At 53.0% G+C, this 25,054-nt stretch carries 23 protein-coding genes and 2 pseudogenes; 5 read left to right on the plus strand and 20 right to left on the minus strand.

From position 1 onward, the window contains the following. The 14 genes from AC1RJW_RS28855 to AC1RJW_RS28920 all read right to left on the minus strand — a co-directional run. Positions 1–296, minus strand: a 296-nt coding sequence (locus tag AC1RJW_RS28855) for a hypothetical protein (RefSeq protein ID WP_493047968.1), incomplete at its 3' end; no start/stop codon positions are given. Positions 297–349: 53 nt separating this feature from the next. After that, positions 350–3,793: an FG-GAP-like repeat-containing protein gene (locus tag AC1RJW_RS28860; RefSeq protein WP_493047969.1), complete on the minus strand. Its 3,444-nt coding sequence runs from the start codon at positions 3,791–3,793 to the stop codon at positions 350–352. A 225-nt stretch (positions 3,794–4,018) separates the two neighbouring features. After that, on the minus strand, positions 4,019–4,522 hold the full coding sequence (locus AC1RJW_RS28865; RefSeq protein ID WP_493047971.1) for a type II secretion system protein: 504 nt from the start codon (positions 4,520–4,522) through the stop codon (positions 4,019–4,021). Further along, a complete protein-coding gene (locus AC1RJW_RS28870; protein WP_493047972.1) occupies positions 4,512–4,940 on the minus strand; it encodes a type II secretion system protein in 429 nt (142 codons plus the stop codon). The genes AC1RJW_RS28865 and AC1RJW_RS28870 overlap by 11 nt, the downstream gene beginning before the upstream one ends. Then, positions 4,915–5,394, minus strand: a complete 480-nt coding sequence (locus AC1RJW_RS28875; RefSeq protein WP_493047973.1) for a type II secretion system protein — start codon at positions 5,392–5,394, stop codon at positions 4,915–4,917. Before AC1RJW_RS28875 ends, AC1RJW_RS28870 begins: the two co-directional genes overlap by 26 nt. Further along, positions 5,391–5,906 carry a hypothetical protein gene (locus tag AC1RJW_RS28880; protein ID WP_493047974.1) on the minus strand — a complete coding sequence of 172 codons (516 nt, stop codon included), beginning with the start codon at positions 5,904–5,906 and terminating at the stop codon, positions 5,391–5,393. The genes AC1RJW_RS28875 and AC1RJW_RS28880 overlap by 4 nt, the downstream gene beginning before the upstream one ends. Then, positions 5,899–6,468, minus strand: coding sequence for a hypothetical protein (locus tag AC1RJW_RS28885; protein WP_493047975.1), 570 nt, complete (start codon positions 6,466–6,468; stop codon positions 5,899–5,901). The genes AC1RJW_RS28880 and AC1RJW_RS28885 overlap by 8 nt, the downstream gene beginning before the upstream one ends. Continuing rightward, on the minus strand, positions 6,465–7,046 hold the full coding sequence (locus AC1RJW_RS28890; RefSeq protein ID WP_493047976.1) for a PilN domain-containing protein: 582 nt from the start codon (positions 7,044–7,046) through the stop codon (positions 6,465–6,467). Before AC1RJW_RS28890 ends, AC1RJW_RS28885 begins: the two co-directional genes overlap by 4 nt. Further along, positions 7,043–7,849, minus strand: coding sequence for a hypothetical protein (locus AC1RJW_RS28895; RefSeq protein ID WP_493047977.1), 807 nt, complete (start codon positions 7,847–7,849; stop codon positions 7,043–7,045). Before AC1RJW_RS28895 ends, AC1RJW_RS28890 begins: the two co-directional genes overlap by 4 nt. Further along, positions 7,830–9,521, minus strand: coding sequence for a GspE/PulE family protein (locus tag AC1RJW_RS28900; protein ID WP_493047978.1), 1,692 nt, complete (start codon positions 9,519–9,521; stop codon positions 7,830–7,832). The genes AC1RJW_RS28895 and AC1RJW_RS28900 overlap by 20 nt, the downstream gene beginning before the upstream one ends. After that, entirely contained in the window at positions 9,518–10,708 is a 1,191-nt protein-coding gene (locus tag AC1RJW_RS28905; RefSeq protein ID WP_493047979.1) for a type II secretion system F family protein, read from the minus strand. The genes AC1RJW_RS28900 and AC1RJW_RS28905 overlap by 4 nt, the downstream gene beginning before the upstream one ends. A 609-nt stretch (positions 10,709–11,317) precedes the next feature. Then, entirely contained in the window at positions 11,318–11,653 is a 336-nt protein-coding gene (locus AC1RJW_RS28910; RefSeq protein ID WP_493047980.1) for a hypothetical protein, read from the minus strand. A gap of 91 nt (positions 11,654–11,744) precedes the next feature. Then, positions 11,745–12,080: a hypothetical protein gene (locus AC1RJW_RS28915; RefSeq protein ID WP_493047981.1), complete on the minus strand. Its 336-nt coding sequence runs from the start codon at positions 12,078–12,080 to the stop codon at positions 11,745–11,747. Between the two features lie 315 nt (positions 12,081–12,395). After that, positions 12,396–13,244, minus strand: coding sequence for a hypothetical protein (locus AC1RJW_RS28920; RefSeq protein ID WP_493047982.1), 849 nt, complete (start codon positions 13,242–13,244; stop codon positions 12,396–12,398). Positions 13,245–13,393: 149 nt separating this feature from the next. On the opposite strand from AC1RJW_RS28920, the gene AC1RJW_RS28925 reads away from it, so the two are divergent. Continuing rightward, entirely contained in the window at positions 13,394–14,380 is a 987-nt protein-coding gene (locus AC1RJW_RS28925) for an IS5 family transposase (protein ID WP_493047983.1), read from the plus strand. 335 nt (positions 14,381–14,715) lie between these two features. Here AC1RJW_RS28925 and AC1RJW_RS28930 read toward each other — a convergent pair whose 3' ends face one another. Both AC1RJW_RS28930 and AC1RJW_RS28935 read right to left on the minus strand, forming a co-directional pair. After that, on the minus strand, positions 14,716–15,048 hold the full coding sequence (locus tag AC1RJW_RS28930; protein ID WP_493047984.1) for a hypothetical protein: 333 nt from the start codon (positions 15,046–15,048) through the stop codon (positions 14,716–14,718). A 634-nt stretch (positions 15,049–15,682) separates the two neighbouring features. After that, positions 15,683–15,833, minus strand: a pseudogene (locus AC1RJW_RS28935) (IS6 family transposase); the annotation flags it as partial. Between the two features lie 367 nt (positions 15,834–16,200). Here AC1RJW_RS28935 and AC1RJW_RS28940 point away from each other — a divergent pair. Next, positions 16,201–17,685 carry a hypothetical protein gene (locus AC1RJW_RS28940; RefSeq protein ID WP_493047985.1) on the plus strand — a complete coding sequence of 495 codons (1,485 nt, stop codon included), beginning with the start codon at positions 16,201–16,203 and terminating at the stop codon, positions 17,683–17,685. A gap of 70 nt (positions 17,686–17,755) precedes the next feature. Then, complete coding sequence (locus AC1RJW_RS28945) at positions 17,756–19,012, plus strand: di-heme oxidoredictase family protein (protein WP_493047986.1); 1,257 nt, start codon at positions 17,756–17,758, stop codon at positions 19,010–19,012. A gap of 45 nt (positions 19,013–19,057) precedes the next feature. Here AC1RJW_RS28945 and AC1RJW_RS28950 read toward each other — a convergent pair. Together AC1RJW_RS28950 and AC1RJW_RS28955 are read right to left on the minus strand one after the other, a co-directional pair. Next, a pseudogene (locus AC1RJW_RS28950) lies at positions 19,058–19,363 on the minus strand (IS3 family transposase); the annotation flags it as partial. A 104-nt stretch (positions 19,364–19,467) separates the two neighbouring features. Continuing rightward, entirely contained in the window at positions 19,468–20,223 is a 756-nt protein-coding gene (locus AC1RJW_RS28955) for a hypothetical protein (RefSeq protein ID WP_493047987.1), read from the minus strand. Positions 20,224–20,784: 561 nt separating this feature from the next. Here AC1RJW_RS28955 and AC1RJW_RS28960 point away from each other — a divergent pair. Beyond that, positions 20,785–21,675 (plus strand): MOSC domain-containing protein, encoded by an 891-nt coding sequence (locus AC1RJW_RS28960; RefSeq protein WP_493047988.1) that lies wholly within the window; start codon positions 20,785–20,787, stop codon positions 21,673–21,675. 367 nt (positions 21,676–22,042) lie between these two features. After that, the gene (locus AC1RJW_RS28965) at positions 22,043–22,909 is read left to right on the plus strand and encodes a 4'-phosphopantetheinyl transferase family protein (RefSeq protein ID WP_493047989.1); all 867 of its coding nucleotides are present in this window, start codon (positions 22,043–22,045) and stop codon (positions 22,907–22,909) included. 118 nt (positions 22,910–23,027) lie between these two features. On the opposite strand, the gene AC1RJW_RS28970 is transcribed toward AC1RJW_RS28965, so the two are convergent. Both AC1RJW_RS28970 and AC1RJW_RS28975 read right to left on the minus strand, forming a co-directional pair. Continuing rightward, positions 23,028–23,780 carry a thioesterase II family protein gene (locus AC1RJW_RS28970; protein ID WP_493047990.1) on the minus strand — a complete coding sequence of 251 codons (753 nt, stop codon included), beginning with the start codon at positions 23,778–23,780 and terminating at the stop codon, positions 23,028–23,030. 48 nt (positions 23,781–23,828) lie between these two features. Further along, a complete protein-coding gene (locus AC1RJW_RS28975; protein WP_493047991.1) occupies positions 23,829–25,052 on the minus strand; it encodes an ABC transporter permease in 1,224 nt (407 codons plus the stop codon). Between the last annotated feature and the right edge of the window lie 2 nt (positions 25,053–25,054).

Genomic DNA, 25,054 nt, shown 5'->3' on the forward strand with positions numbered 1-25,054 from the left:
GACACTGAGGTTTCAATGCGGTTACCCCAGGCATCATATTGATAGCTGGTTTCCAGTCTGAGCTGTGCGTTGTCGGGCTCACGGATTTCCGCCTTGAGCGAGCCATCAGCGTAGTAAGTAAAATCCGTGGTGCGCGTGACGCTGGTGGCCGGCGCCGTAATGGCGACGATAGGTGGCGTAACCGCCTGGGCCGACGCGCACCAGAACAGCGCCACGCCGGCACCCAATGACCAGTGCCGACCGGTAGTGTAAATAGTATCTGCCTTCGATTTGAGTTTTTGTAGTGTGTTACGCATGCCAGGGTCTTTGCAATGGGTTGATGACAGTGAGTTCAACGACAAGCCTCTTTTTAATCATCGAGCAGTATCATCAGGATCGGTGTCAGGTCGATCGTCACCGCCACGGCGGCACCGGTACTGCTGGCGGCATGATTTGCATCGCCGGAATACTCTGCCCGCAGGGCATGCGTCCCGATGCCGTTCAATACCATGCTGAAGCTGGCCTTGCCTGCGCCATCGAGCGCAATCACGGCCTGGGCAGCATTGCCATCGAAGAACGTCACCGTGCCGACCAGCGGTGCTGCGCCACTCACTTGCACCTGCAAGGCCACTGTGCGGCCTGGATAGGCCTGCGCCGGCGGTGCAAAACCGGCTACCCAGCTGACCGTGCTGGCCTGCATGCCGGACCCTGGCGTGCCGCCGCCGTTGTTGCCGCCACCATTGCCTCCGCCCGGGATTCCCGTTTCGCCCGAAGGCAGTGCTGGTCCGGTGTACGCAGGCACCGTGTTGGTCACGCTGGTACGCTTGAGCTGGCCGATCACCCAGGTACTGGTGTCGGCCGGGTTATAGGTATTGACGGTCTGCGTCGACCAGGTCTGGCCGCCGTCGCTGACGCTGGTGGTACTGCTGGTGGCATTTCCCCATACGTCATAGGCCACAGTGCTGGTCTGCACAGGAAGGGCCGTGCCGTTCAGGTCCCATTTCTGACTGCTGCTTTGGCTGATGAACGGAAAATAGCTGCGGCCCCATCGGCGCACGCATGGTAGGCCATCAAGCGTATCGATGCAGCCAAACTGGCTGTCAGTCTGGCTTAACAGATTGCCATGCCCACGGCCCGCCAGGCTGGTGGTGCTTTTCAATACCATGCCCGCGTACGGCCAGTCCTGGCGGTACTCAACCAGGCTGGTCAGGCCAGTCGACAACTGCTGCTCTTCCTTCCAGCGGAAACCCGTTAGTTCGTTGCGGCTGCGGTCCTTTTTTAGGCCGCCATAGCGGTATTTGAGTGTGTCGCTGCCGCCATTGCCGTTAGGCAAATCTGCCGAGGCGATAACATACATTGGCATCTGGACATTCATCATCGGATAGATGTCTGTATCAGCGTCTCGCACATAGGTCGCGCTATCGGTCAGGGGCGTGTAGCGCATGGTGGTCTTTGCGCCTAGCCCATTGGTAATGCCTATCATCAAGTCGCCGATGCCGCTATCAGTCAAATACGGCAGGAAATAGCTCGCTTCCGATGGCTGGTTCCAGACGGACTGTTTATAACGTTGCTGAACCAGATCCATTTTTCCATCACCATTAATATCGAGCACGATAAACTCCGGGCTTACCGCTTGACGAATATAATTGCCGTCTGGATCTTCGACGACATGATATACCGTGGCCCATTTTTGCCCTGTATCATGCCTTGACTGATTCAGCAAAAATCCTTTCCCTTCTGAAATGAGCGGCTGAATAAAAAGCTTTGCCTCATCAAATGTAGGAGCGCGGCCATACCACGTCAACAGCAAATCAGTTTTGCCATCACCATTGATATCGCTGGCAGTCAGGAAATCTGGAATCATTCCCATATCTCCTCCTGTTCCTGCTTCACCAAGCAAAACTTCGCTTTTTCCCTGTATAAAATTAACACCATTGGAATAGAATGGACGCAGCTTGAAATTGGTACGCAAAAATACTTGATCATCCAAAACCTGGCCGGCAAACATCAGATCCATCATGCCGTCGCCGTTCATGTCCAATGGTAAAATTTGTTGTACGGCATTTGGGCCGTCATAGTTAAAACTCCTCCAGAAAAATCCAGAGTCCCGCCATTCCCCTGATACAAAATCAGTTCCATTTGACAACATGGGCTGAGTCCAGATGTTACCTGTACCATCTCCTTCAACTGCCCAGGTTTCAAGTAGATCCATCTTGCCATCACCATTGATATCCAGTGGAATAAGGCTGGTTCGCGCCACATATTTTCCTCGCCGGGTATTCATTTTTTTCCAGGCAGGAGGATTAAAAGTCGTGCCGTTGAATTTTGAAATAGAAATCCACATTTCATAGGTCAGCAATCCATCGTGCCAGAACTCGACCAACTCCGCTTTACCATCCCCGTCAATATCCAAGGCCAAGGGATAACCATAACCACCAAGGTAGGTTCTGTCTGGGATTTTATCGCTATGATGACTGCCGCCGTTTACGTGAATAAATCCTGCTCCCGTCGACATGAAAATATCAACTTTCCTTATCCCATCCGGCCCTGTTGCAACGCTGATCAAGTCAGCCAGACCATTGCCATCGACATCCGCAACTAGAAAATCACTATAAATGCGGCCCAAGGGGATCCATTCACCGATCGTAAAACCAGTACCATTGGAATACATCGGAATTAGCCAGGACTGTCCATCCCTTTGTACGTGCTGCAATAAATCGGTTTTACCATCGCCATTCAGATCGATAGCCATGACGGTTTTAGAATCAATATTGCCATCCACAACAAATCCAGGCGAAACCCATTCCCCGGCCGTACTTCCATATGTTCCGGGCGCCTGCCAATCAAATTTAATGGCCGGCAAGCAAGTGACTCCGTCTCCCTGGCACTGTTTGATGCCATTCAGGCGCGAGCGCTTGGTCAGTGCGTCGTCGACATACGACAGTTGATAGTCATGCGTGCGATTCTCACCTTGATAGGCATCGATGGCTTTCAGGCGCACCGTCGCCTGAATCAGGGAACCCTTCTTGTAGCCGGGGATCAGGATCGGCAAGGGTTCATAGCTGAAGCGCACGGAATTATTTGTCGTCGTGCCGGTGTTGGCATTGCCCGTGTAGTCGATGCGGACTGGATAAAAATCACCGTTTGCGTTATCTTCTGTGTATGAAACAATCAGAAAGTTGCCTTTGATATCCTGCTCGCGGTTGATCGCCCAAGTACGTACCTCAGCCCTGCCCTGTGCTTCAATGCGGGAGTCAGCCGTATTGCCGTATTCCAACACGCGGCCCGCCTTGGTCCACACCTTGAACCAGGTCGGTCCTTGTACGCCGCCATATGAAATAATTTGGGAGAAGGAATCGTTTTCCGTACGATACTCGGCATTATTGGCGCCATAGGTAAGGCCATTGCTGACCATTAACCTCTGCCCGTCTAGGCAAAAACGGTCATTCGCATCGAACTGAACTTCACCAAGTCCGGCACCATCCTGGCCCGGTGTTTGTGCGCAGCGTGTAATGCTGGACAAACCGCCGAGTGACCAGCCCCTGCCCAGTAATCCCGCGTTGGCCTGGCTGTTGAAGGACAGCGAAAGGGAAGGCGCTATCCCGGCAGTGCCTGGCGGTATAGCGATGGGCACCGTATAAGTTGCCGCGCCTAAATCGCTGACGCTGAATTTGCCTGGGGTGTGGACTGCGGCAGTGGCGTGTACGGGTATCGCGAGTGACGCGGCACATCCTAGGAAAAATAGGCTTGCTTGGAAAAGGGATGCAAATGTTGAGCGCCGCAACTGGGCAAGAACTAGCGAAATTGTAGGCATTTGAGGAAAATCAGGGGATTGACGGGAGGAAGGATTTCTATTTATATAATTTTATAATTATTAATTAATTTCCACAACGAAAGATTGCATTCAATGAATTTTCACCAAGAAAATACGTAAAGAAAATTGTCCTTGACAAAGCGTCTCAATAGATGATGAAAAATACTTTGAATATCCAGTCATATCGCGATGAGAAAAAGCTTGACCAAGTGTTACAGCTACATTTTAATTTTTGGAACTTGCCACTACTTGCGGCTCGTATATGAAACGCCAATCCCTGTAATACTCCTTGCCCTCAAATTCACTATCGCGTTGTTGAAAAGCGTTGCGCTTAATCGTCGGGGATGCGGAAAGGCTGTAGACGCCCATGATGCCGCCATCCGGAGCGTGCACCACGCCCCACTCAGGCAGCTTGGTGATTGGGTCACGATAAGCTCGGCGAAGATGGCGCATCGCGGCAGGAAAGCGCAAATCCTCGAGTAGCGCGTCGATATCGCCGGGGTAGCGCTTGACTGCACCCGGGGTTTTTTCGTAATAACTGGCAATAGCCTGGCGATATTCATTGCCGATAAAAAGCAGCTCCGCCTCACGCTCGCGCGCCTGCTGCGTTGACCACAGAACACCAGCACCCGCCAGCATGATCCCGGCGATGCTTATTGCGAACAACACAGCAAGATAGGTAAAACCCAGCTGGCGCGATGGAAGGCGAGCCGTTCTGTTACCAGTCACGGTAATAGCTTCCGTCGCGGGCGCGGGTCTTTGCTCCACTGTGGATGTCGAATATGCCGGCTTTTTCGGGATCCTGCGACGGTACGATTATCCAAGTACGGTTGCTGTCGGTAAGTGGGTCGAGCGGTATTTTTCTGATATAGCGACTTGTCACCAGATCCTGCAATTCGGTCGGATATCTGCCCGTATCGGCATAATGCTTGTCGATGACGTCTCTCAGCGTGGCGAGATTTTCGGTCAGCACTGACTCACGGGCCTTGTCGACATTGCCCATGTAGCGCGGTGCGGCAAGCGTCAGCAAGGTCGCGATGATCGTCATGACCACGAGTAATTCGATCAAGGTAAAGCCGGTCTCGGTAGATGCCGGCAGGAACGCGCAATTTTTCATCTGCTCACCATTCACGATAGGCAATCCCATTGATCCCGCTGCCGGCGCTCCTGGAATACACGTCGAAGACATCGTCGCCTTCTTTCGGCTCCACTGAGCTTGATGCATAGCTGCGGGTAGCCCAGGTTGCGGCAGCAGGCTGGCCATCAGCCTTGGGTGCCAATGGATCGCGTGGCACGCGGCGCAAAAAAAAGATCGGTGCGCCGTCCGGATCCTTGGCATTGGGCACGCCGTCCTGCAGCACCTGCAAGTTGGGCGGGTAGCCGGACTGGTCTGCTTTTCGCATAACGCGACCCTCATCGGTGGCTTGTTTGTAGGCGTCCAGAGCGACTCGGATTTCTCGCAGGCTGCGTCGAAGCTCTTGCTCCTTGTCGCGCTGATAAGCCAGCTCCGCCATGGGAAAAGCTGCACTGGCCAGGATGGACACCAATACCACGGTGACCAGCATTTCGACGATCGTGAAGCCACGCTGTGCACCGATCATGAGTCGCCCATGATGGTTAATGTCTGCTTGACGGATAGGGGCAGGTACTCAATCACCATTTGCGCGTCGTCCACGCTGTCCAGGCGATACGAGGTATCGAAGGTGTCTCCGCGGCTGACGGCAAACGATTGATCGCCGCGCATCAAATAATAGGTCCAGCGCCCGCCCTCTCCTTGCAGGCGCCCCGCATAGACAAAAGGCATGGCGGGTGCGCTTGGCGGTGGTGGCGGCGCAGCGGAAGGCTGTGGCGGCGGGGGCGGTGCGACAAACCAGGCGGTTGGAGAAAAGGGGTTTTGCTCGGTGACCACCATCGTTTCGCGTTCCAGTTTATGCAGTGGCAGCGCTGGAGCGGGCTTTGTATTTTTCGCAGCTGATGCCGCCGCGCGTGCAGGGGCCGCTGGCCGAGCTGCACTCGGTTCGATGATCCCCAGGTCAACTTCCGGGCTTGGCCACAATGCAGCGGCCACCGTTGCCGCCAGCAGCGTCAACAAAAAAAATTTCCTCTTATTCATGATGGTCGCCGAGGTAAAGCGTTAATCTGATATTCGCCTCCAGCATCGCATCGCCCACTTTCTGGCGCTCAAACGAGATGCTCTGCAACGCGAGATGAGGAATTCTGGCCAGTGTTTGCCCAAGGAACTTACGTACTTGCGGATAGCTACCGTGCACGGGCAGCACGATGTCATAGCGCCACATGGCACCTTTGTCATCATGAGAAAGCTGGTATTGACCTTGATCCAGCACCACGCCGTTTTCGCTGGCGGTCTCGTACAATTTTGTCTGCCACTCAGGTAAGCTGTTCCTGTCCGGGAAAAACTGATAGAACTGCCGCAGTTGCTCCGCCGCACCGTCTGCTGGGGGCAATTGCATCAGCCGCACGGTTTGCGCTTTGCGATGGCTGAGCAGCCGCTGCTGCGCGACGGCGATCTGGTCCGTCATGGGAGCCACGATCATCTTTGCCGCGCCCACCACCACGAGGGCCAGGACCAGGGCCAACATGGCTGGCCAGCCCAGGCCCACCGCGTGCTGCCACAGCTGCCAGCGAAAGCGCTGAAAGTTTATTTGTAGCTTCATGGGGTAGCCTGTTGCTGTGCTTCCAGAGGCTTGGCAAGTGGCGCTGCGCCGGTGAGCCAGCGTGCACTAACCAGGAAGCGCACTGGTTTCTGCTGATCTTGCTGCTGAGTTTGGTGACTGGAAATATACACATCCTGAAACAGTGCGTCATCCGCCAGGCGCGTTTGGTAAGCTACCATCGCAGCCAGGCTGCGCGCTTCGCCATTGATGTTCAACGTCATTTTTTCCGCATCCGGCACCACGCCCAGCAAGCTCACGTCATCACCCAGCGTTGTTTCCAGCGTTTGAAACAGCGTGTCCCACGGCATCGCGAGTTGGTCGATCACTCGCTGCGCGAGCAACAATTCCAGCGCCAGTTGCTTACTGGTCCTGTTGCCGATAGCGACTGCTGCGGTCGCCTTACGCTGCATCTGCGTCAAGCGATGCAGTTGTGCGTCCAGCGTTTCCAGTTCGGCTGTGCGCTGGCGATAGACGTACATCAGCGCAGTCAGGCCCAGCAGAGCAAGCAACAGCAGAATGACGCCGGCCATGCGCAATAGCTGTGGCCTGCGTACAAAATCGAGGTCCGTTTTTTTCATGGATCATTTCCGCATGCGGCCATCATGGCCGCGGCAACCGGGGCGGAGTTGGCGGCGACGACCAGGATGGTGGCATCGCTGTCTGGCATGGTGGCCGACATATCGCGGCCTGGCGCATGCAGATACACGGTTGCTCCGTCCAGTCCTTGCAGCACAAGCTCGCGTTCTATCAGCTGCTGCAGTTGAGAGACACTGGTATCGCTAAGCCGAATGCGACGCACGCTGTGCCATGCGCCAGCCTTGAAGCCTGCCATCATGCAGTGCTCTGGCGCTACCACGACCAGCAAGGCGTCGCCGCTCAGCTGGGCATGCCAGCGGTTCATGACACAGATCAGATAAGGGCGCAGCGAGACCATGCGTATTTTGTGGGCAGCAAAAAGAGCGTGCAGCGCGGATGACAAGCGAGAGTCGACGGCGCAGGCGATGCGCGCTTGTCCATAGCCCGCCGGTGCCGCCTGGAATTCCCATTCGCTAAGCATCGGCCCGAACATAGCTTCGAAATGGATACGCGCCATCGTACGGTGCTCGTCTGCGGCCAATACATCGGCAGACCATGGCATGATGGCGTAGCGCACCAGGCTGTCCGCCAGGATTACTTCCACGCGCGCCGCGATTTGGTTCTGGTCCAGCCATATGCCCAGGTTCGCGATTGCCAGCTCCCAATCCGAGCCATCGGCATCGATGTCACAGGGAATAATGAGGGTATCTGACGCGAGTTGGCGCCAGCCGCGCGACTGCACGCTCAGGGCCAGTTGCTCACGGCAGAGCACTACGCGCAGGCGATTACGCAACAAAAGTGACACGGTTGATCTCCTCTAGCGTGGTCCTGCCCTGTGCCAGCAACTCGATGGCGGAATCCCGCAGGAAGCGAGTGCCCTTGGCGCGTGCGGCTTCCTTGATGCTGCGGATCGGCGCCCTGGAAATGATCAGTTCTCGCAATTCATCGTTCAGTACAAGCACTTCGCCGATCGCATGGCGTCCGTGATAGCCGGTACTGCGGCACTGGCTGCAGCCCTGCCCCTTGCAGAAACTCATGCTCGCTGCATCGTCCGCGCTGATGCCAGACAATGCAAGTTCTTCCAGGTCAGGTACATACGGTGCCGTACATTGCTGGCAAACTAGCCGCAGCAATCGCTGTGCCAGGATACCGTTCAGGGCCGAGACAAAACTATAGGTATCGACGCCCATGTGAAGGAAGCGCCCCAGTACGTCGAACACATTGTTTGCATGGACACTGGTAAATACCAGATGGCCGGTCAGTGCGGATTGAATGGCTATCTGCGCTGTTTCCGGATCACGTATTTCACCCACTAGTATCTTGTCGGGATCGTGGCGCAGGATCGAGCGCAGGCCCCGAGCGAAGCCGAGGCCTTTCTTTTCGTTCACGGGGATCTGCAGGACACCGGGTAACTGATATTCGACAGGATCTTCAATCGTGATGATCTTGTCTTGCCCATTGTTGATCTCGGATAGGGCCGCATACATCGTCGTCGTCTTGCCGCTGCCGGTGGGCCCTGTGACCAGCAACATGCCATACGGTTCACGTGCAAGGCGGCGTATTTGCAGGAGGGTGGCAGGATTGAAGCCCAGCAGGTCGAGGCGCAAGCCCTGGATCTGATCGGTCAGGTTGCGCTTGTCCAGAATACGGATGACCACGTCTTCACTGATCAGGCTTGGCATGATGGACACTCGGTAGTCGATCTCCTGCCCACGCACCGACAATTTGAAACGACCATCCTGTGGAATGCGCCGCTCTGCAATATCGAGTTCGGCCATGACCTTGATGCGAGATACAACCTGCTCGGCCATCTCCAGCCCCTGGACATGGGCGATGCTGGCTAATACTCCGTCAATTCGGTACTTCACGTGCAAGCCGGCTCGGGTAATTTCGAGGTGGATATCGCTCGCGCCGGTTTTCAGCGCATCATAAATGGTCGAATTAACCAGCTTGATGACGGGATTGGTATCGCTGGCGATGGAGCTGAGTGACAGGTCTTCCAGCGTCAATGACGCGGGTGCCTCGTCCGGGGTACTGTGCAGGGCACCATCAATGGCGCGCAAGGTATTTTCGTGAAACGCGAAGAAAACCTTCAGGTGATCACGGTGCGTGAGGCACCATCTGACCGCTTCGGTGCTGCGCGCTTCGATTGCTGCCTGCGAGGCCAAATCGAATGGATCGGCGATCACACAGACCAACTCGTCGTTGTCGCGGGCCAGAAAACAAGCCTGCTGCAATGCTTCAGCAAATGGCAAAATCACAAACTCGGGCACCAGCCGTTGCAGCTCCTCCAACTCAAACACCGGATAATGCAAGGTCTGGCCGAGAGACTGTATGAACTGCGCTGGCGGCAATTGCAAGTGCTTTTCCAGCAGATCGATCAATTTGCCGCCACCAAGGATCGCTTCCTTGCGGCAGTCGGCAAATACGGCATTGGGAATAACCTGCCCAACGACAGCGGGACGTGCAAGCATCATTGAATACTGCTCGCGAGTTCGAAAATGGGCATATACATCAAAATTACGATCAGACCGATAATCAAGCCTATCCCTATCATTAATAAAGGTTCAAATAAGCGCCCGAACCAGTCCACCCAGCGGGCCAATTCATCTTCATATAGTGTCGCGATGCGCTCCATGGCCAGCCCCAGTTCACCGGAACGTTCTCCGACTGCCAGCAGCCGCACGCCGACCTCGCTGGCCAGCCCATGTGCGGCAAAGGCGTCCGATACCGAACGGCCCTCGCGTATCCATTGCGATGCCCTAGTCAAACCATGTTGAAGACCCGGTTGATGCAACAGGCCGCCGACCATTTCCAAAGAGGTGACAAAGGGAATGCCCCCCTTTACCAGCATTGCGAGCGTTCGAGTGAAACGCGCAAGCTGATACAGGCGCATCTTTTCCCCTACCGCCGGGATCGACCACAACAGTTGCTCAATAACCATGCGCGTGGACGGTCGCACGAAGATGGCGACCAGCCCAGCCATGATGGCCACCATACTCAACGCCAGCCAGCCGCCATAATTGCCGACCAACTTGCCCCAATACATGAGCACTTGTGACATCCAGGGCAAATCGCGCCCAAGATCTTCATAAACCTGGCTAAAACGTGGCACGACATAACCCAGCAAAAATAAAATGACCAATGTGCCCACTGAAATCAGTAGCGCCGGATAAACTGAGGCAGCAACGATTTTTTCGCGAACAAGATTAATCTGCTGATTGTAAGACAGGTAGCGCCGCAACGAGGCAATCAGATCGCCGGTCCGCTCCGACGTACGAATCGTCGCCACATACAGAGAAGAGAAAGTTTCGGGGAGGTCTTCCAATGTGCGAGAAAAAGAAAATCCTTGTTGTAATCGGACATAAATGGCAGCAAGAATTTTTTTGGCGCCAGCATGTTGTGATTTTCGCTCAAGTAGATCCACGATTTCAATCAGGCTCAGCCCCGCTTCCAATAGCGATACCAACTCCTGGCTAAATAGCGGCACCGAGAAATCATGCTTGGATTTAGAGGAAAGACGCCAGTTCCACTGCCTGTGCATGGAGAGGACTTGATATCCGAGCACCTCAGCTTGTTTCTTCGCGTCAGCAAAGCTGTCTGCCTGCAGAACCAACCACGCCACCCTTTGTGCTGGACGAAAAGTCTTGATTTTAACTTGCATTTAATTTAATCAGAAAATTGTACTCACCTTTTCCGGGTTGCACCAATCCAGAACTGATAATGGTGTGGCGTTTCAGTTGCCAATAAATATGCATGGTAGCGCTATGCTTTAGGCTACGCCTGCGTGGTGTAGAAACGGCTTTGCCAGTGTGCGACGCATCTCCGAAAAATTTCAGAAACGATCCGTATAACTGGAATACCCTCCCGCAAATCGCGCCTATATTAAGTGAGTAATTTCAATTTTTCAAGATGCCAGGCCAGCTGTGGTAGCGCTAAGTGCTTGGCGCACTTCCGCTATTCCCCAGAATAGATCAACACAACCAATAATATCAAATTGGAGAAGTGCGTACATATGCAGCCTATTTGAGTGGCATTATTCAAAATGCATCTATGTATTATTTAAAAATAAATTATATCAATTTTACAGATTTCCGTCAAGAAATATTTATTTTAAAAATTATACTTGCAATTTTGATAGGTGTGAAACTTGCTATAATTAAAAATTATTATTAATGAAAATTATTTCAATGGTTTCTTCGAGTGGGGCTATTTAAGTGGTCGTTTGAGTATTGAATTATTACTTAAAAATAAAAGAAGTTTCTTAAAAATGTCATTGTGGTGTCGCAACCACGAAATCAGGAATGGCGTAGACTTTATTTTTCTCGTTGCATGAGGCTAAATCATTCCAGGCAAATCCTAATTTTTTATTGCTTAGCTGAGCTGATAATAGCATTGCATATGATTGCTTAACAAAAGAGGTATTTCCTGTGAATTGACACCAATTCACGCAGGTTAGGCCTGTTGTGAAATAAATATTCCCATTTGAATGGCTAATTATGGTAACAATATTTTCATTGCAGAATGCCGCAGTTGCCGTTGTGCTAAATGCAGCTCCAGAAAGCATGCCTATTCTAATGATATTTTTTATTTTCATATCTAATGTCATTCAATATATTTTAAGGTGACGTTGGCAGGTGCGTGGCGTTTCGAATTCGATAATGTGAGAGGATGAAGCATTTATTAATGAAAAATAAGAATTATTGTAGGCCGAAACTAACTAGCATGCAGATTCCTGGGTTTTCATCATAATAAATAAACATCGTTGCATTGGAGGTTTTTGCTGCAATGAGTGTTGCATAAAAACGATTTTTATCAGCGGCAGTCATGTTACTTGGAAAGCTAATCGCACCATTGTTACATGACGAAGGAGTGTTCCATATGGCAACTCCATCAGCCATGTAGTTTTCCAATTTCCAGCTCGGTTGCCCGGATGCCACAGAATAAAAGATTTGGCGTCGCTCAGCATGTGCGGAATCAAAAAAAAATATGAAAAAAATAGCTAGAATTCTTAATATCTTTGGGAGATTTTTCATGTAAGTTATTTTATTGTTAATGCGGTAGCATTGCATTGATTTTATGCTGTTGTTCATGTTACAATATTTCTGGTGTTGTTGTCAAACAATACTTGATGATTTTAGGTAAGCTTTAGGTATAGAGTTATTGAGGCGCTGTCTCGTTGTTGATTCGAAGATGTAATTTTCTGGGAAAGAAATTTCAATGTTTCAATTCGGGCGGCCCTAGGGAACCGCTGATTTAATCACTACCCATCAAACTACCTACACAACGGAACAATACTAGTTAAGCGACGCCCAGGCACTGGCAGAGGCGGTTCAGCCGATTTGATCGGTTCAAGGATTGGTGGGCACGTGGCTACAGGTCAATGCCGCTTCGGCCCTTGCCCTTGCGTCGATCGAGGTGGGCGCGAGGAAGACGGCCTGGATCACCGACGACCCGCGCGGGGACATCTGTACCGGCGGGTCCGCATGTACGGCATCCATGTCGATATGCCCTTCATCCAGGCGCCGGATCCTGCGCTGCTTCGCCGGCGTTCCCTGGAAGGCGACCAGCGTTGCCCCCACCGCGAGGGCCGTGTAAGCGATGATGTGCGAAAAGCCCATCAAATCGTTTCTCATGACCGCATCTGCGGCGCCCAGCCTCACGAATCCCACGTTTTCCCATTTTTCCAAGGTGGCTTGCAAATCCTGCGTGTGGTCTAGCAGAATTCGCGCGGCTTCACATGTCTCCGGTTCCAGATGGGAAGTTGCAACCGGGGGTGGCGCACTAAGTTCGAACGTCGTGCTTCCATAGCCTCGCACGGTCCGGCCTGCCTCTCGTGCCTGTGACGAGGCCGGCGCCAGATAGACGGCTTGCGGCGGAGCTGGCCAAGCCGTAGACACGACGACAGATGCTCCAATGGCTGCCGCCTTGAAGGGAAAGCCGCTCCGATCCATGTTGTCGGCTAGCGATGTCTCACCGCACGGGTTGACCCGCACAAAGCCCAACTGCTCCCATTTGCGGACCGCAACCGGCAGGTCCGCGGTGAGTTCGAACTGGATGGTCACCAGGGTCACCTTGCTTGGCCCGATGTAGGCGACAGTTGGCGACACGGGAAGATAGTGTTCGGCAAGCGCACTGATAGTTTCGGGCGTGGGTTCATGCATGACGTTGTTCGCTTGAGTTCGGATGAACAGCATCATAGCTGAACAAGCTTATGGGCGGTCCTCCAGAACAGGGGCGAATGTGCCCGAATAGTTGAGTATCCAGGGAAGCATTGATTTGAACCGGCAGCGGCCCGCCTGACATCCTGAACTGGCACAATGACGTCTTCGATTCCTTCCAGAGAGCCATGAAGCAAACCACGTTCTCCGACGCCGAGTTCATCCACAAGAAGAAGCAGACTCGCCGAGACCGATTTCTGGCCGAGATCGAGGCGGTGACCCCGTGGCTGCCGCTGGTAGCGGCGCTGCTGCCGTATTACCCGAAGGGCGATGGCCGCGGCCGTCCACCGACGGGCCTGGAGCGCATGCTGCGCATGTACATCGCGCAGCAGTGCTTCGGTTTGTCGGACGAGGGAATCGAAGATGCGATCTACGACAGCCAGTCCATTCGAGGCTTCGTCGGCATCGATCTCACGAACGAATCGGCACCGGACGCGACGACGTTGTTGAAGTTCCGTCGACTGCTGGAGAAGCACAATCTGACACGCCGGATTTTCGATGAGATCAACATGCACCTGGCCAGGAAAGGCTTGGTCATGCGCGAGGGGACGATCGTGGACGCGACATTGATCGCCGCGCCGCCGTCGACGAAAAATCGCAACACGGAGCGCGATCCCGAGATGCACCAGTCGAAGAAAGGGAACGACTGGCACTTCGGCATGAAGGCTCACGTGGGCGTGGACATGGCGACCGGCCTGGTGCACTCGGTGGTCGGCACGGCAGGCAATGTAGCCGACGTGACCCAGGCGCATGCGCTGCTGCACGGCGGCGAGAAGGCGGTGCTTGGCGACGCTGGCTACCAGGGCGTTGGCAAGCGTCCGGAAAACACGGACAAGGCAATCGACTGGCACGTTGCGATGCGTCCGAGTGTGCGCAAGACGCTCAAGAAAAATCCACTGGGCCGAGCCAAGGAGACGCTCGAGAAGGCCAAAGCCAGCGTGCGCGCGAAGGTCGAGCATTGCTTTCATGTCGTGAAGTGCCTGTTCAAGCATCGTAAGACGCGCTATCGCGGCCTGGCGAAGAACAACGCCCAACTGTTCACGCTGTTCGGCTTCGCCAATCTGGTCCTGGCACGCAGATTCCTCGGAACGGCGCACGCCCAAGTTGCGTGCTGAGGTCGGAAATTGGCCACAAATGTCGCGCGAAACGGCTGATTCGAGACACCACAGCATCTGATTCGATCAAAAATCGCAGAGCGCGAAACTCAGCCAGTGATCGCACTGACTTTCGCGCGCGAAAGTGAATTGTTCAGCGCTTCCCTAGATCAATGTCGCGGTAGTCATCTCTATGGTGGACGCTCCGTTCGGTTAAGGGTATACCACCCCTATTTTGGCACCTCGATGCCGTTTGAAAAGAGGGCGTTCATTCCACTGGACCAAAAAAAATCCCTCATTTCCCCGCACATACGCGGCACCTTAAAAAAACACAACATGCGCCGTCTCAGCTATTGTTACGGTTCTACCGTACCATACAAAAAAGTAGGATAGTTCGGAGATTGGCACCCGGACACATAAAAACTGATTTTCTTTTTATTGGCAGCGGCCATCATGATGATCGCCAGCCATGACTTGCCATTGGCATCATTTTTGGCATCCCAACGTATTTGGGTACCCGTGCATTCGGGTCCGCCAGTAAACGCAGGGCCATCAAGAGATACAAAACATGTGCCATCGTTTTTATGGCATCCATAACCCAATATGTTTCTGTCCCCCGTAATTTCATCCGCATGGGCCAGGCCAGCCATACAAACGAACACAGCAGCTGCAAGATATCTAAATGACATTATTCCTCCTTGATAATTTTTCTATTTTATATAACTATGGCCTCATAAGGAAATAATTTATCAAACAAATTAACAATTTGGCATATCGCCAGTAAATTTTTGTTAAGGATTTGACGCTTACAACCCAGGCTCTATCGCAATGGTGGCATGGCGATCGAACGAACTGAATCGCCACCTGTAGCTTAGACACTCCTGGTCCATAATTCTGGAGGACGAAAACCCGATGGAACGTGTTCGAGCCCTGAGTGTCCTGCCAGGCACCTAGTGTGCGATCTCGTAGCTGGTTGATCTAACGACGACATCAGGTCTTAGCTGGCTATCCCCCGTCCTGCAGATACTCGTGCCGCGCTCAAGCACAAGCTGCTTGAGCTTCGGTGAATCCCCCCATGAAATCTTCCATGGCTAAACACCCTGCTACGTTATAACTGAGGTTTTGCGGGTCGCCGACTTTGACGTGGGACGTCGCCGCGCCCGCAAATTGGGTTCCGCCGCCACGGCCAGTCCAGGCGTTTGAACGTCGATCGGTACTGCAACGCATTGCTCTAGTCACGTTGCATTTGGCCGCGCGCGCTCACACTGACCGCCTCAGCTGATTGGTACACATCGATATGGATCGAGTTATATGTCAGGCCCAGCTGTACCGGTTAATCAATGAATGGTCGACCGATACGCACCGCTCTTCCATCATTTCCTCAATGTACCGGTAGCTCAGCGGGTAGCCGCATACAGCGGATGCAGACCAAGATGACTTCGATCGGGAAACGCATTCCTCTAAAGTTGCGCATGCCGTACCGCCTAAGTTTCAATGGTGTAGCTTACCCGAGGCTACGGCCTCGTCGTCAATGCGACAGAACCGAGGGGCCTGCCAGAAAGCAGAATGAAAATTTAATCGGCGTCGCCTCGTAAATTTAATTAAAACATAATAGGCCAAATGGCTTGGCCAATAATTTAGTCAGAAAAACCCTCAAAACGCATCTGCTTTATTTACTTCAAGACGTGACAATACACGTAAATTTAGCCCTTTAGTTCATGTTACCTTGCTTGCAGTTAAGGTGTGTAGCTTACACTGACTGCGGTTTGTTTTGCCTGACCATCGCTTTGCATGCCGCCCTTGCTGTCTCCCTTGAATGCCAATAATAAGGAGATTCAACTATGTTACGTTCGCACCTTGTCGGAGTGTTGCTCTCAGCATTCTTTGCTTTGCCCGCATCCGCCCAGCCTGACGTCATGCAATCGACCAAAGAGAGTATGGTCGGAGGTGGCCGTACTGTCATGCGAATGGCAGACGGTGCCTTGGTTGCCACATTCGGCCGTGCTGCCGACAGGGGGCGGGAGCTGGCCTTTGCTAGTTCGCGAGATAACGGCCAGTCCTGGCAGACCAGCACTGTGTACGCTGCTGATCGCAGTGGCGTACTGCATAGTGCGATCGACTCAAACTTCCAGGGTTCCTATATCGCTTTCGTTAGTGCGAGTGGGAAACAGAACGTGGCGCGCGTGGCCTATACGGCTGCCCCGTTATCGGCGCAACGCAAATTTTCTGTGTCTCAATCCTTGATGCCGGATGGCTCTATACCTGTAGACGGCTTTATCCAAGCTTCGCGCGTGGGCTGGGGTGAAAAGGCCGACAAGGATGCTGAGACGGTCGCCTATGGCTGGCAAGATGCAAAGAGCAAGGATCTGTATGTCGGTATTTCTCCCGATGGGAAAACATTCCCAAAAGCGCGCAAGGTGGTGGCTGACCGGCATGCGACTTCCGGCCCGTCGGTGGGTATTCGGGGGAAATATGTAATGGTGACCTACCTCACCACCGATCCGGCGATTGCGCCGTCTGACCTAAAAGCATCAGGTCGTAGTTACCAGGCTTGGATAGAGTCACGTGACGGCGGGACCAGTTGGAGCAAGCCGCAGCCTTTGTTCGGCCCCACATCAGCTAATTATCCGAACATCGATGTAACTACTGTGAGCCCCGGCCAGCAGGCCAGCATAGAGAAGGAACGCCTCAGCGGAGGTACAAATGGACGCTTGGCGGGCATGCTTGTGTGGCAGACTACCACGGCCGGCACTGATTCTGGCATTGTCTTTGTCCTGAGTGAATTGAGCACCTCGCCGGTCTCCCAGCAATACATAGGGGTGGTCAGTTTTCGTCCGCTAACTCCAGGCGCAGCTTGGACTCACAGTATTGCGGGCTATGCATTTGTGCGCGGGGACGCAAAAGCGATTGAAACCTATACGAAGCCGGGAGGGATTCAGTTCGCCCTACCTGATGCGGTAACTCGCCAGTTCCAATATAGTGCCTTGGTCGATACTCCAGTGCGTAGTGCAAGCTACTTGGAAGTATCGAAAACATCGGGTGTGCGGTTGACGGTGGCGACGTCTAAAGATACAGGCAAGACCTTTGATCAACTACGCAGTTTCTCCGCCACTGAACTGCAGAAGTTGGGTCTGCGTGACTTCGGCCCGGACACTGTCTTTAAAATGAGCCAATGCCTGTTCGAAGATCGTGATGGGCAAGTTTACGTGGATGTGCTGGCGCATGGCCTCAAAGGCGAGTTGCAGTACACCCGCCTACCAGTAGGTGCCAATGCACAGGCTATTAGGACTGCAGAAGCTAAAGTTCAGCGTGTTGCTGCTAACTAAAGCTCCCCGACCCCGGTCTGGAAATACGAAGCAGAATGCTATGCACTGCATAGTATTCTGCCTCTTCGGCGTGTCTACTGCACTCGTTTGGCGAGTATCGGCGGCACCATCTACAACGGAGGCAAGCTGGCAAAATGCCACCTCCTTGGGTGGTAGTGCTACTGTGTATTCCTATGGAAGTCAGGCCTATACCCGTGCAGCTCCCTTTCTTACATTAGAGCAGCGCACGGCGTTTGCGCGTGGGGCGGTGCTCTTTAACCAGCTCCGTGAGCAGTTTGCGGCCGATGCCCTGCCTAGCAATCAGACCATAGTTCTTCATGAACAATTCAATGCGCATTCGTGTGCTGAATGTCATGTGCGGGATGGGCGCTCGTTGACACAGGCAGGTGATGAATCCCAAAGCCCTCTGGTTCTAAGGCTGGGTGGTGGCGACGGTATTGAGACACGTTTTCGCCTGCAGTCCATACGCCCGGGGCAGGCGCCAACTATTAAAGTAGATTGGCGCGAACTGTCCGGTAGTTATACCGATGGAACGACCTACTCGCTGCGCGCACCGATGATCAGCATTGGGGGAGTGAGCTTGAGCGCTGCAAGCTTGCGCGCGGCACCGCCGGTTTATGGTCTGGGATTGTTGGAGGCGGTCGACGGGGCCACGCTGCAGAGAATGGCTAGCCGGCACACTCATGCTAATCTAGGCATTACTGGGCAACTACGTTGGATCGACGATGATCATGGAGGGCGAAGCATTGGCCGTTTCGGCTGGAAGGCAGATCTGCCAGGTTTGCTGCCGCAGGTTCGTACTGCGCTGGATGAGGAGCTTGGCGTACAAATATCAGCGACGGGTGTAGCGCATGTTGGGGAGGCGCAGGTGCATCTTGATTTGTTTAATTACATGCAATTACTGGGCGTCGGTGCACGTACACAGACACAAGGAGTAGAGTTGCGGCGCGGTGCAGTTCAGTTCGAACGCATGCACTGCGCGGCATGCCATATACCCGCGTTGCGCACGGGCTCAACGCATCCGGTAGCGAGTTTGAGACGGCAATTGATCCATCCGTACAGCGATTTGTTGCTACATAATATGGGACCTGGCTTGATGAGTGATACCAGCTCGATTGGGCGCCTCTGGCGCACGCCTCCGCTGTGGGGCATCGGCTTGCAATCCCAAGTCGCCTCGCAGGCAGGCTATCTGCACGATGGTCGAGCACGAAATTTGAGCGAGGCTATTTTATGGCATGGCGGTGAAGGAGAGGCTAGCCGCCTTGCCTTTGTGAATGCCGATGATGCGGAGCGTCGTGTACTAATTTCATTTATAGCAAGCCTCTAATTTTATGCGTTGCTGGATTGCCTGCAGTGAATCTCCACGAGTCTGCTAGACACTCGCGAGCCGTTCAAAGTGCCTTCGCTCAAACTCTGTTGGCGAAAGCTTGTCATTAAATCCGTGACGGCGCTTGGGATTGTAGAACATCTCAATGTAGTCGACGATGTTCTGCCTGGCGTCATCCCTAGTTGCATAGGTCTTGCGATTGATGAGCTCACGCTTCAGCAGTTGGAAGAAGCTTTCAGCGACAGCATTGTCGTGACAGTTTCCATATTGGCTCATGCTTGCTTCCAGCCGACGCGCGTTCAAGAAATCGCGCCAGTCCTTGCTGGTAAACTGCGAGCTCTGATCCGAATGAGCCGTCGCAGGATCGTTATGGCTCAGGAGCGTCTACAAACTCGTGGCGATTCAAACATCGACGGCCGATTAAAGATCGAGCTACGCTTCAGGTGCAGCGCACACTAGCTATTTTCGAATGTTAAATCGATCACGCTGTCATCACCCCAGTCCTTGTCGCGCAAAGGCGGTGTAAATGAATGTCCGCTAAATGGCACAGGTTCGGTTTTCCCATTGAAGCTGATAGTGGCACTGAGGATACGCTTTGGCTCGGACAGACTATAGGTTCCCTTTTGCGATACGAAATTACATGGGCCGCCCAATGCGCTAATGGTGGTGCGCATTGCAAACGGCAGCGTCTCTTTGTCAATGGCCCAATGGACTTCACACGTCAGTCTCAGATCCCCCAAGCGGCGGGTGGTATCGGTGGTAGTGGTACTCCTAACGTAAGGAATCCACCTGACTGAGCCAGCCTTCCGATTGAGTGTTAATTCGGCTTTGTCATACAGAGGGCCTTGCTCAACGGGCAAGGTGAAGATATTCCCTTCTCCCAGAGGAATCGCAGAACCCACCTCGTCACTTTCAAGTTTGAGCTGCAGTGCGTTCATATCAACATCTGGACGGCGGGACTCCAGGATGAATCTCAGCTCTGCAGTAGGTGCTAGATCGTGCTTTTCCTTAAATCTTTTCACTCCCTTGAGCATCGCGCTGTACGGCTTCCAATCCGGGTCCCTGATTCCTTTCACGCTGACCAGAGATGTAACATCTTGCTCGGGTACCGCTATGGGCTCTGGCGTGTCAGCGTATGCTTTGATCGAGGCGCAGCACAAACCCACTAGAAGACTACCTATTTTTAACACACGCATATTCATCATATTCATTTTTGAATCTCAAGAATCTGGTTATTAATCAACAACTTTAGCATCCGTTTGAGCATGCAGCCTTTAAAGTCGCGGGAAATTGCTCTTCATCGAGATAGCATGCAGCCCCTCAGATGAAGCAAATTCTTCTCCGAGGGGCATTGCTTGGTTCAGTAGTCGTCCTTAAGTAATGCCTGGAAAGATTTTCCAGAGAGTACCGCGATACGAATCGTATCATCAAATTGTACTGACCGACATTCGCTTGCATTGACTTATTTACCGCTGTAGACATCCGCCAAATTTCGCAGTCTGATACTTCCATATTTTTTTGAGCTTCTTAAATTTCGCTATATGGGATGATTGCCCGGTAGGTAGAAAGGCATCTCGCTGAGGACGACACTCTGTCTCTAATTTGCATGCTACCGACGAAGCGGAATATTCTAAGTCATCTCATCATCTTGAACGGCGAGCGCGATATGGATTAGGCGCGGAATATGACTTGGGAGTATTTCTGTAGTAATGGGTAATATTGGGTTACCGGCATCTGAATTTAACGTGTTGTTGCTGCCTTGGTTACATTGCGTGAGTATCACCCTGGAGTCGGCTGCTATAATCTCCAAACTGCACTTATCTTTTTTGTCCATTTATTATGACGATAGCATGTTGAGCTCCCGCAGCGGCATGGATTTAGGTTGTGTCAAAACATTGGCTATCCGGCGATCTCGCCATGAATCGCCCTGCATGGTGGATGTTGCTGAGGCGATTGCTGGCTTTGGTTTGTCCGGTGATATGTACGCAGACCCACTTTCAATGCGCCAGATTTTGTTGGCGGAAGCAGGTGCCTATGACGATCTGCGTTTGCCGCCCTTAGCTTTGCGCGAAAATCTTCTCGTGAATTTTGATACCTCACGCTTGAGTTCAGGTACGGTATTGTGCATTGGTCAACATGTGCTGTTGTGGCTGACCTTCCAGTGTGAGGCATGCGGCCAGTTAAATACACATCAAGGTGGCTTATCGAAGGCTATCGGTGTACGCCGGGGCATGCTGGCTCGCGTCATTCGTGGTGGCCTTATCCAATCTGGTGATGCCGTTCGGAGTCTGGGGCCGCTGTTGCCTGGATGGTCAAACGATTGGCGAGAGCGGGTACGCGCAGTACTCGATGCAATCCCATCGACTGACGTGATCGAATACAAACAACTTGCCCGTCTTGCTGGCGTGTCCGCCAGCTATTGCCGTGTCTTCCCGCGTCTCATCAGAGAGTTTGGCCAGGCCTACACCAACAAGGCCGTACCGGTGCAAGACAACACCTCCAGATTAAGGTGGCAAGGAGCAGCGCTGTTTGAACTACCGTTCTCGGATTATCTGAGTGCAGAAAGCTCACATTCACTTCGCCAGCCTATGCAAGTTACTTCGCCCCCATTCGGCAAAAGCACCGTGAACAATACTGCTGCCGAGATCAATGAGGAAGTTTAGTTTCTGCGTAAATTTGCCGCCAAATTCTTGGACCAGCATTTATTATGGTTGGCGACATGCTGTCAACCGCTGTTCACGCTGTGAGCAAAAAATGGGAGTTTTTGTAGATATGCATATATAGTGGCCGAATGATGATTGTATTCGGAAATTTAAGAGTAACATCCTGAAAAATTACTATGGGTAATGGAATTAATGCCATGGATCAGGCATACTTGTTTTCCTCGAAAAACACCATGCTGCTATTGTCTCAGTTTGCTCTGAATAAGCTACGTCTTTGCGCTGCTGGAGCTAACGCACTGTGATTTTGTTAATCAACACGCCTACTAGCACCAACGCGTCCTAGGTAGTGCACCGATCATTGGCAACCATGGCGCTGTTTATCGTGTCGCATCAAAAAGAACCCCGCAATGCGAATCTGGAAAAGAACGGCGGTAAACAAGATGACAGCATATCCCATCCTACATTCTGCAATATGAGCACAGCTGCGTTGTCTTCATCAGTCGTCGGCGTAGCCGGGTTGCTACCATCCCCAGTACCCCTCGGCGTGGTGGCCTATGCGTGCATTACTGTTCCGGGGGCCGTGGCAGTTGATGTCCATATGCTCAAGTTCGATCGAAGAGATGCCATGCCGGACGCCTTTGATAGGATAGGTATCCACCTGCCTTCCTCAATAGCCCGTAGTGTGGAGTCGAGGCAGAGGGAGTTTTTGTTTGGGCGTATGGCGGCTCGCACCGCCCTATCCGCTTTCGGACAGCAAAGTTATCAGGTGATACCCGGTCCCAATCGTGAGCCGCTCTGGCCATCTGGATTTATCGGCAGCATTAGTCATTGCGCTCAGCATGCCGCAGCTTGTGTTTTACCATGCGGTGATCTGCGAGGGATCGGCATTGATATCGAAGCGGCGATCACGCTGGAGGCGCGTCATGCAATCGAAAAATTGGTCTTGCTTCCTGCTGAACGTGAACGGTTACAGGCCATTCGGACACTTCCATTCGGATTGCTGCTGGCGGCAGCCTTTTCTGCGAAAGAAAGTTTTTACAAGGCTGTATCTGCCGCAGCCGGAGGATATTTTGGCTTTGAAGCCATATGTATCGACGATATCGATGTGGAAAATGGTCGTATCTCTTTTACGCTGGAGCAGACAGTTTGCCCAGCCTGGCCGCGTGGTAAAAGGAGCGAGATCGGCTTGCTCCTGTTAGGGGATGGGCTGGTATTGACCCATTTTCTATGGTGACGCTGTTGCATGCTTGATTCCGAGATGCAGAAGGCGTCCGGCCGACTTGGTTTCGCCTTCAGGCGATGATTGGCCAACTTGATTGTCGGCCAAGTTTGTCACAGTGCATTACGTTTTTCTAGACGTATTCGGCAATTTGCAAACGGTTGTCGATGCATGCGAGAACCTGGTTGCGCATGGGATGGATGAAGAAATGTCCACCATCAAACCAGTCTATTAGGACTTGGCCAGAGGATTCCTTTGACCATCCCTCAGCACCGTTGTTTTCTTTGCTGTCGTCCTCGCGTCCCATCAGTACCGATATTGGTAAGCGTAATTTGGGGCCAGCATGATACGTGTATGTCTCAGCCATCATGAAATCAGCGCGTAGCATTGGCAAGAGCAACTCCATTAATTCACGATTTTCGAGCACCGCAGGCGGGGTTCCTTTGAATTCCTTGAGCTTGTCGATCAGTGCCTTGTCGCCGAGCAAGTGTACATCCGACGCTCGCCGATGCTGCGGTGCGCTGGCACCTGAGGCGAACAGGTGGAACGGCATTGCCATGTCGTGCTGCTGCAGGTAGCGTGCTACCTCGAACGCAACCAATGCACCGAGACTGTGCCCAAAGAACGCGAAACGCGGATGGTTCTCGCGACAGATCAGCTTCGCGATTGTTTCCGTTACCATGGGGAGCGAAGTCAACGGTGTTTCGCCGAAGCGCATACCCCGCCCAGGCAGCTCTATTGCACATATTTCGATCGACGGATCCAGGTCTGGCTGCCAGTTTGCATAAGCGGCTGCCGAGCCACCTGCATAGCAAAAGCAGTAAAGTCGAATGGGGCGAGGGGCACCTGGCTGGCGTACCAGCCAGCGGTTCGATTGCTGTGTCATTGCTCAATATCCCAAATACAAAAGAAAAAATGGTTATCTGCGCGTCGGCTATTCGTAGCGTAAGGCTTCGATTGGATCCAATCTGGATGCTTTCAGCGCAGGCAATACGCCGAACAGAATGCCAACGCCCGCTGAGAACAGAATGGACATGGCCACCGCCCACCACGGAACGACGGGATCGGGGAAGTCCGGAATTAATGCGGCAATACCGTACCCCATGGCATAGCCAAGTGCCAGGCCGATCGCTCCACCCATCAACGAAAGCGTCACCGCCTCGATCAGGAACTGCATCAAGATATCCCGGCGGCGTGCCCCGATGGCCTTGCAGATACCGATTTCGCGAGTGCGCTCAGTGACAGACACCAGCATGATGTTCATGATGCCAATACCACCAACGAGCAAGGCAATGCCGACGATGCCACCCATGACCAGTGTCACTGTGGTGGTGATCTGCGACAGGCTCTTGCTGATCTGATCCGAGGCATCGATCTTGAAGTCGTCAGGTTCACCGGGCGCCAAACGATGCGCTGTTCGTAGCACACTTGCAATACGGAGCCGGACCTCGTCCGATTTCGTCGTGTCCTTAAGCGTCACTGTCAAGGTTAGGTTCTTGAGCGGCTGATTATTTCCGACAATGCTACGGCCCGTCTGAAACGGAATGATCAAGTAGTCATCCTGCGAGGCGCCGAACAATTCGCCCCTTTTTTCCATGACCCCGATGATTTTGAACCACTCTCCATTGAAGGCGATGAATTGCCCCAAGGGCTGTTCTGGGAGATTAAGGGTTTCAAGCAACTTGTCCCCGATCACCACAACGCGTCGTGCGCTGGCTTCGTCGGTGGGGCCATGAAAGCGTCCCAGACGCGTGTAGCGTTGCTGCACTTTTTGGTAGCTGGCACCGGCGGCAAAGACCCGAGCCGTCTCGGTGGAGGCGCCAAACCGGATTTCGGATGGCGGCAAGGCAAAGCTCGGGCTCACCTCACGGATGCCTTCAATATGGGCACGCAGGTATTCGATATCGTCGAATCTCAACGTATTGGTCTTGCCGCTCATGAACGTCTTGAAGTCATTATGGGCCGAGATTGTCAATGCGTTGCTCCCCAGCCCCTCAAACTCCTTCGACACTGTTTTCGACAAACCTTGGATTAATGAAATGACGGTAATCACCGAAGCGACCCCGATAATAATGCCGAGCGAAGTGAGGAAGCTACGCAGGCGGTGCGCTCTGATTGATGCCAAGGCCGAGCGCAGGCTTTCGAGAAAGAGATACATGC

The sequence above is a fragment of the Janthinobacterium sp. GW822-FHT07A03 genome, assembly GCF_058798815.1.

Excerpts from the sequence above, each read along its gene's own strand:
- AC1RJW_RS28860 (WP_493047969.1), bottom strand. The coding sequence starts at position 3,793 with ATGCCTACAATTTCGCTAGTTCTTGCCCAGTTGCGGCGCTCAACATTT.
- AC1RJW_RS28875 (WP_493047973.1), bottom strand. The coding sequence starts at position 5,394 with ATGATCGGTGCACAGCGTGGCTTCACGATCGTCGAAATGCTGGTCACC.
- AC1RJW_RS28930 (WP_493047984.1), bottom strand. The coding sequence starts at position 15,048 with ATGTCATTTAGATATCTTGCAGCTGCTGTGTTCGTTTGTATGGCTGGC.
- AC1RJW_RS28915 (WP_493047981.1), bottom strand. The coding sequence starts at position 12,080 with ATGAAAAATCTCCCAAAGATATTAAGAATTCTAGCTATTTTTTTCATA.
- AC1RJW_RS28920 (WP_493047982.1), bottom strand. The coding sequence starts at position 13,244 with ATGATGCTGTTCATCCGAACTCAAGCGAACAACGTCATGCATGAACCC.
- AC1RJW_RS28910 (WP_493047980.1), bottom strand. The coding sequence starts at position 11,653 with ATGACATTAGATATGAAAATAAAAAATATCATTAGAATAGGCATGCTT.
- AC1RJW_RS28870 (WP_493047972.1), bottom strand. The coding sequence starts at position 4,940 with ATGGGATTGCCTATCGTGAATGGTGAGCAGATGAAAAATTGCGCGTTC.
- AC1RJW_RS28900 (WP_493047978.1), bottom strand. The coding sequence starts at position 9,521 with ATGATGCTTGCACGTCCCGCTGTCGTTGGGCAGGTTATTCCCAATGCC.
- AC1RJW_RS28890 (WP_493047976.1), bottom strand. The coding sequence starts at position 7,046 with ATGAAAAAAACGGACCTCGATTTTGTACGCAGGCCACAGCTATTGCGC.
- AC1RJW_RS28885 (WP_493047975.1), bottom strand. The coding sequence starts at position 6,468 with ATGAAGCTACAAATAAACTTTCAGCGCTTTCGCTGGCAGCTGTGGCAG.
- AC1RJW_RS28880 (WP_493047974.1), bottom strand. The coding sequence starts at position 5,906 with ATGAATAAGAGGAAATTTTTTTTGTTGACGCTGCTGGCGGCAACGGTG.
- AC1RJW_RS28925 (WP_493047983.1), top strand. The coding sequence starts at position 13,394 with ATGAAGCAAACCACGTTCTCCGACGCCGAGTTCATCCACAAGAAGAAG.
- AC1RJW_RS28970 (WP_493047990.1), bottom strand. The coding sequence starts at position 23,780 with ATGACACAGCAATCGAACCGCTGGCTGGTACGCCAGCCAGGTGCCCCT.
- AC1RJW_RS28975 (WP_493047991.1), bottom strand. The coding sequence starts at position 25,052 with ATGTATCTCTTTCTCGAAAGCCTGCGCTCGGCCTTGGCATCAATCAGA.
- AC1RJW_RS28940 (WP_493047985.1), top strand. The coding sequence starts at position 16,201 with ATGTTACGTTCGCACCTTGTCGGAGTGTTGCTCTCAGCATTCTTTGCT.
- AC1RJW_RS28965 (WP_493047989.1), top strand. The coding sequence starts at position 22,043 with ATGGCGCTGTTTATCGTGTCGCATCAAAAAGAACCCCGCAATGCGAAT.
- AC1RJW_RS28905 (WP_493047979.1), bottom strand. The coding sequence starts at position 10,708 with ATGCAAGTTAAAATCAAGACTTTTCGTCCAGCACAAAGGGTGGCGTGG.
- AC1RJW_RS28955 (WP_493047987.1), bottom strand. The coding sequence starts at position 20,223 with ATGAATATGATGAATATGCGTGTGTTAAAAATAGGTAGTCTTCTAGTG.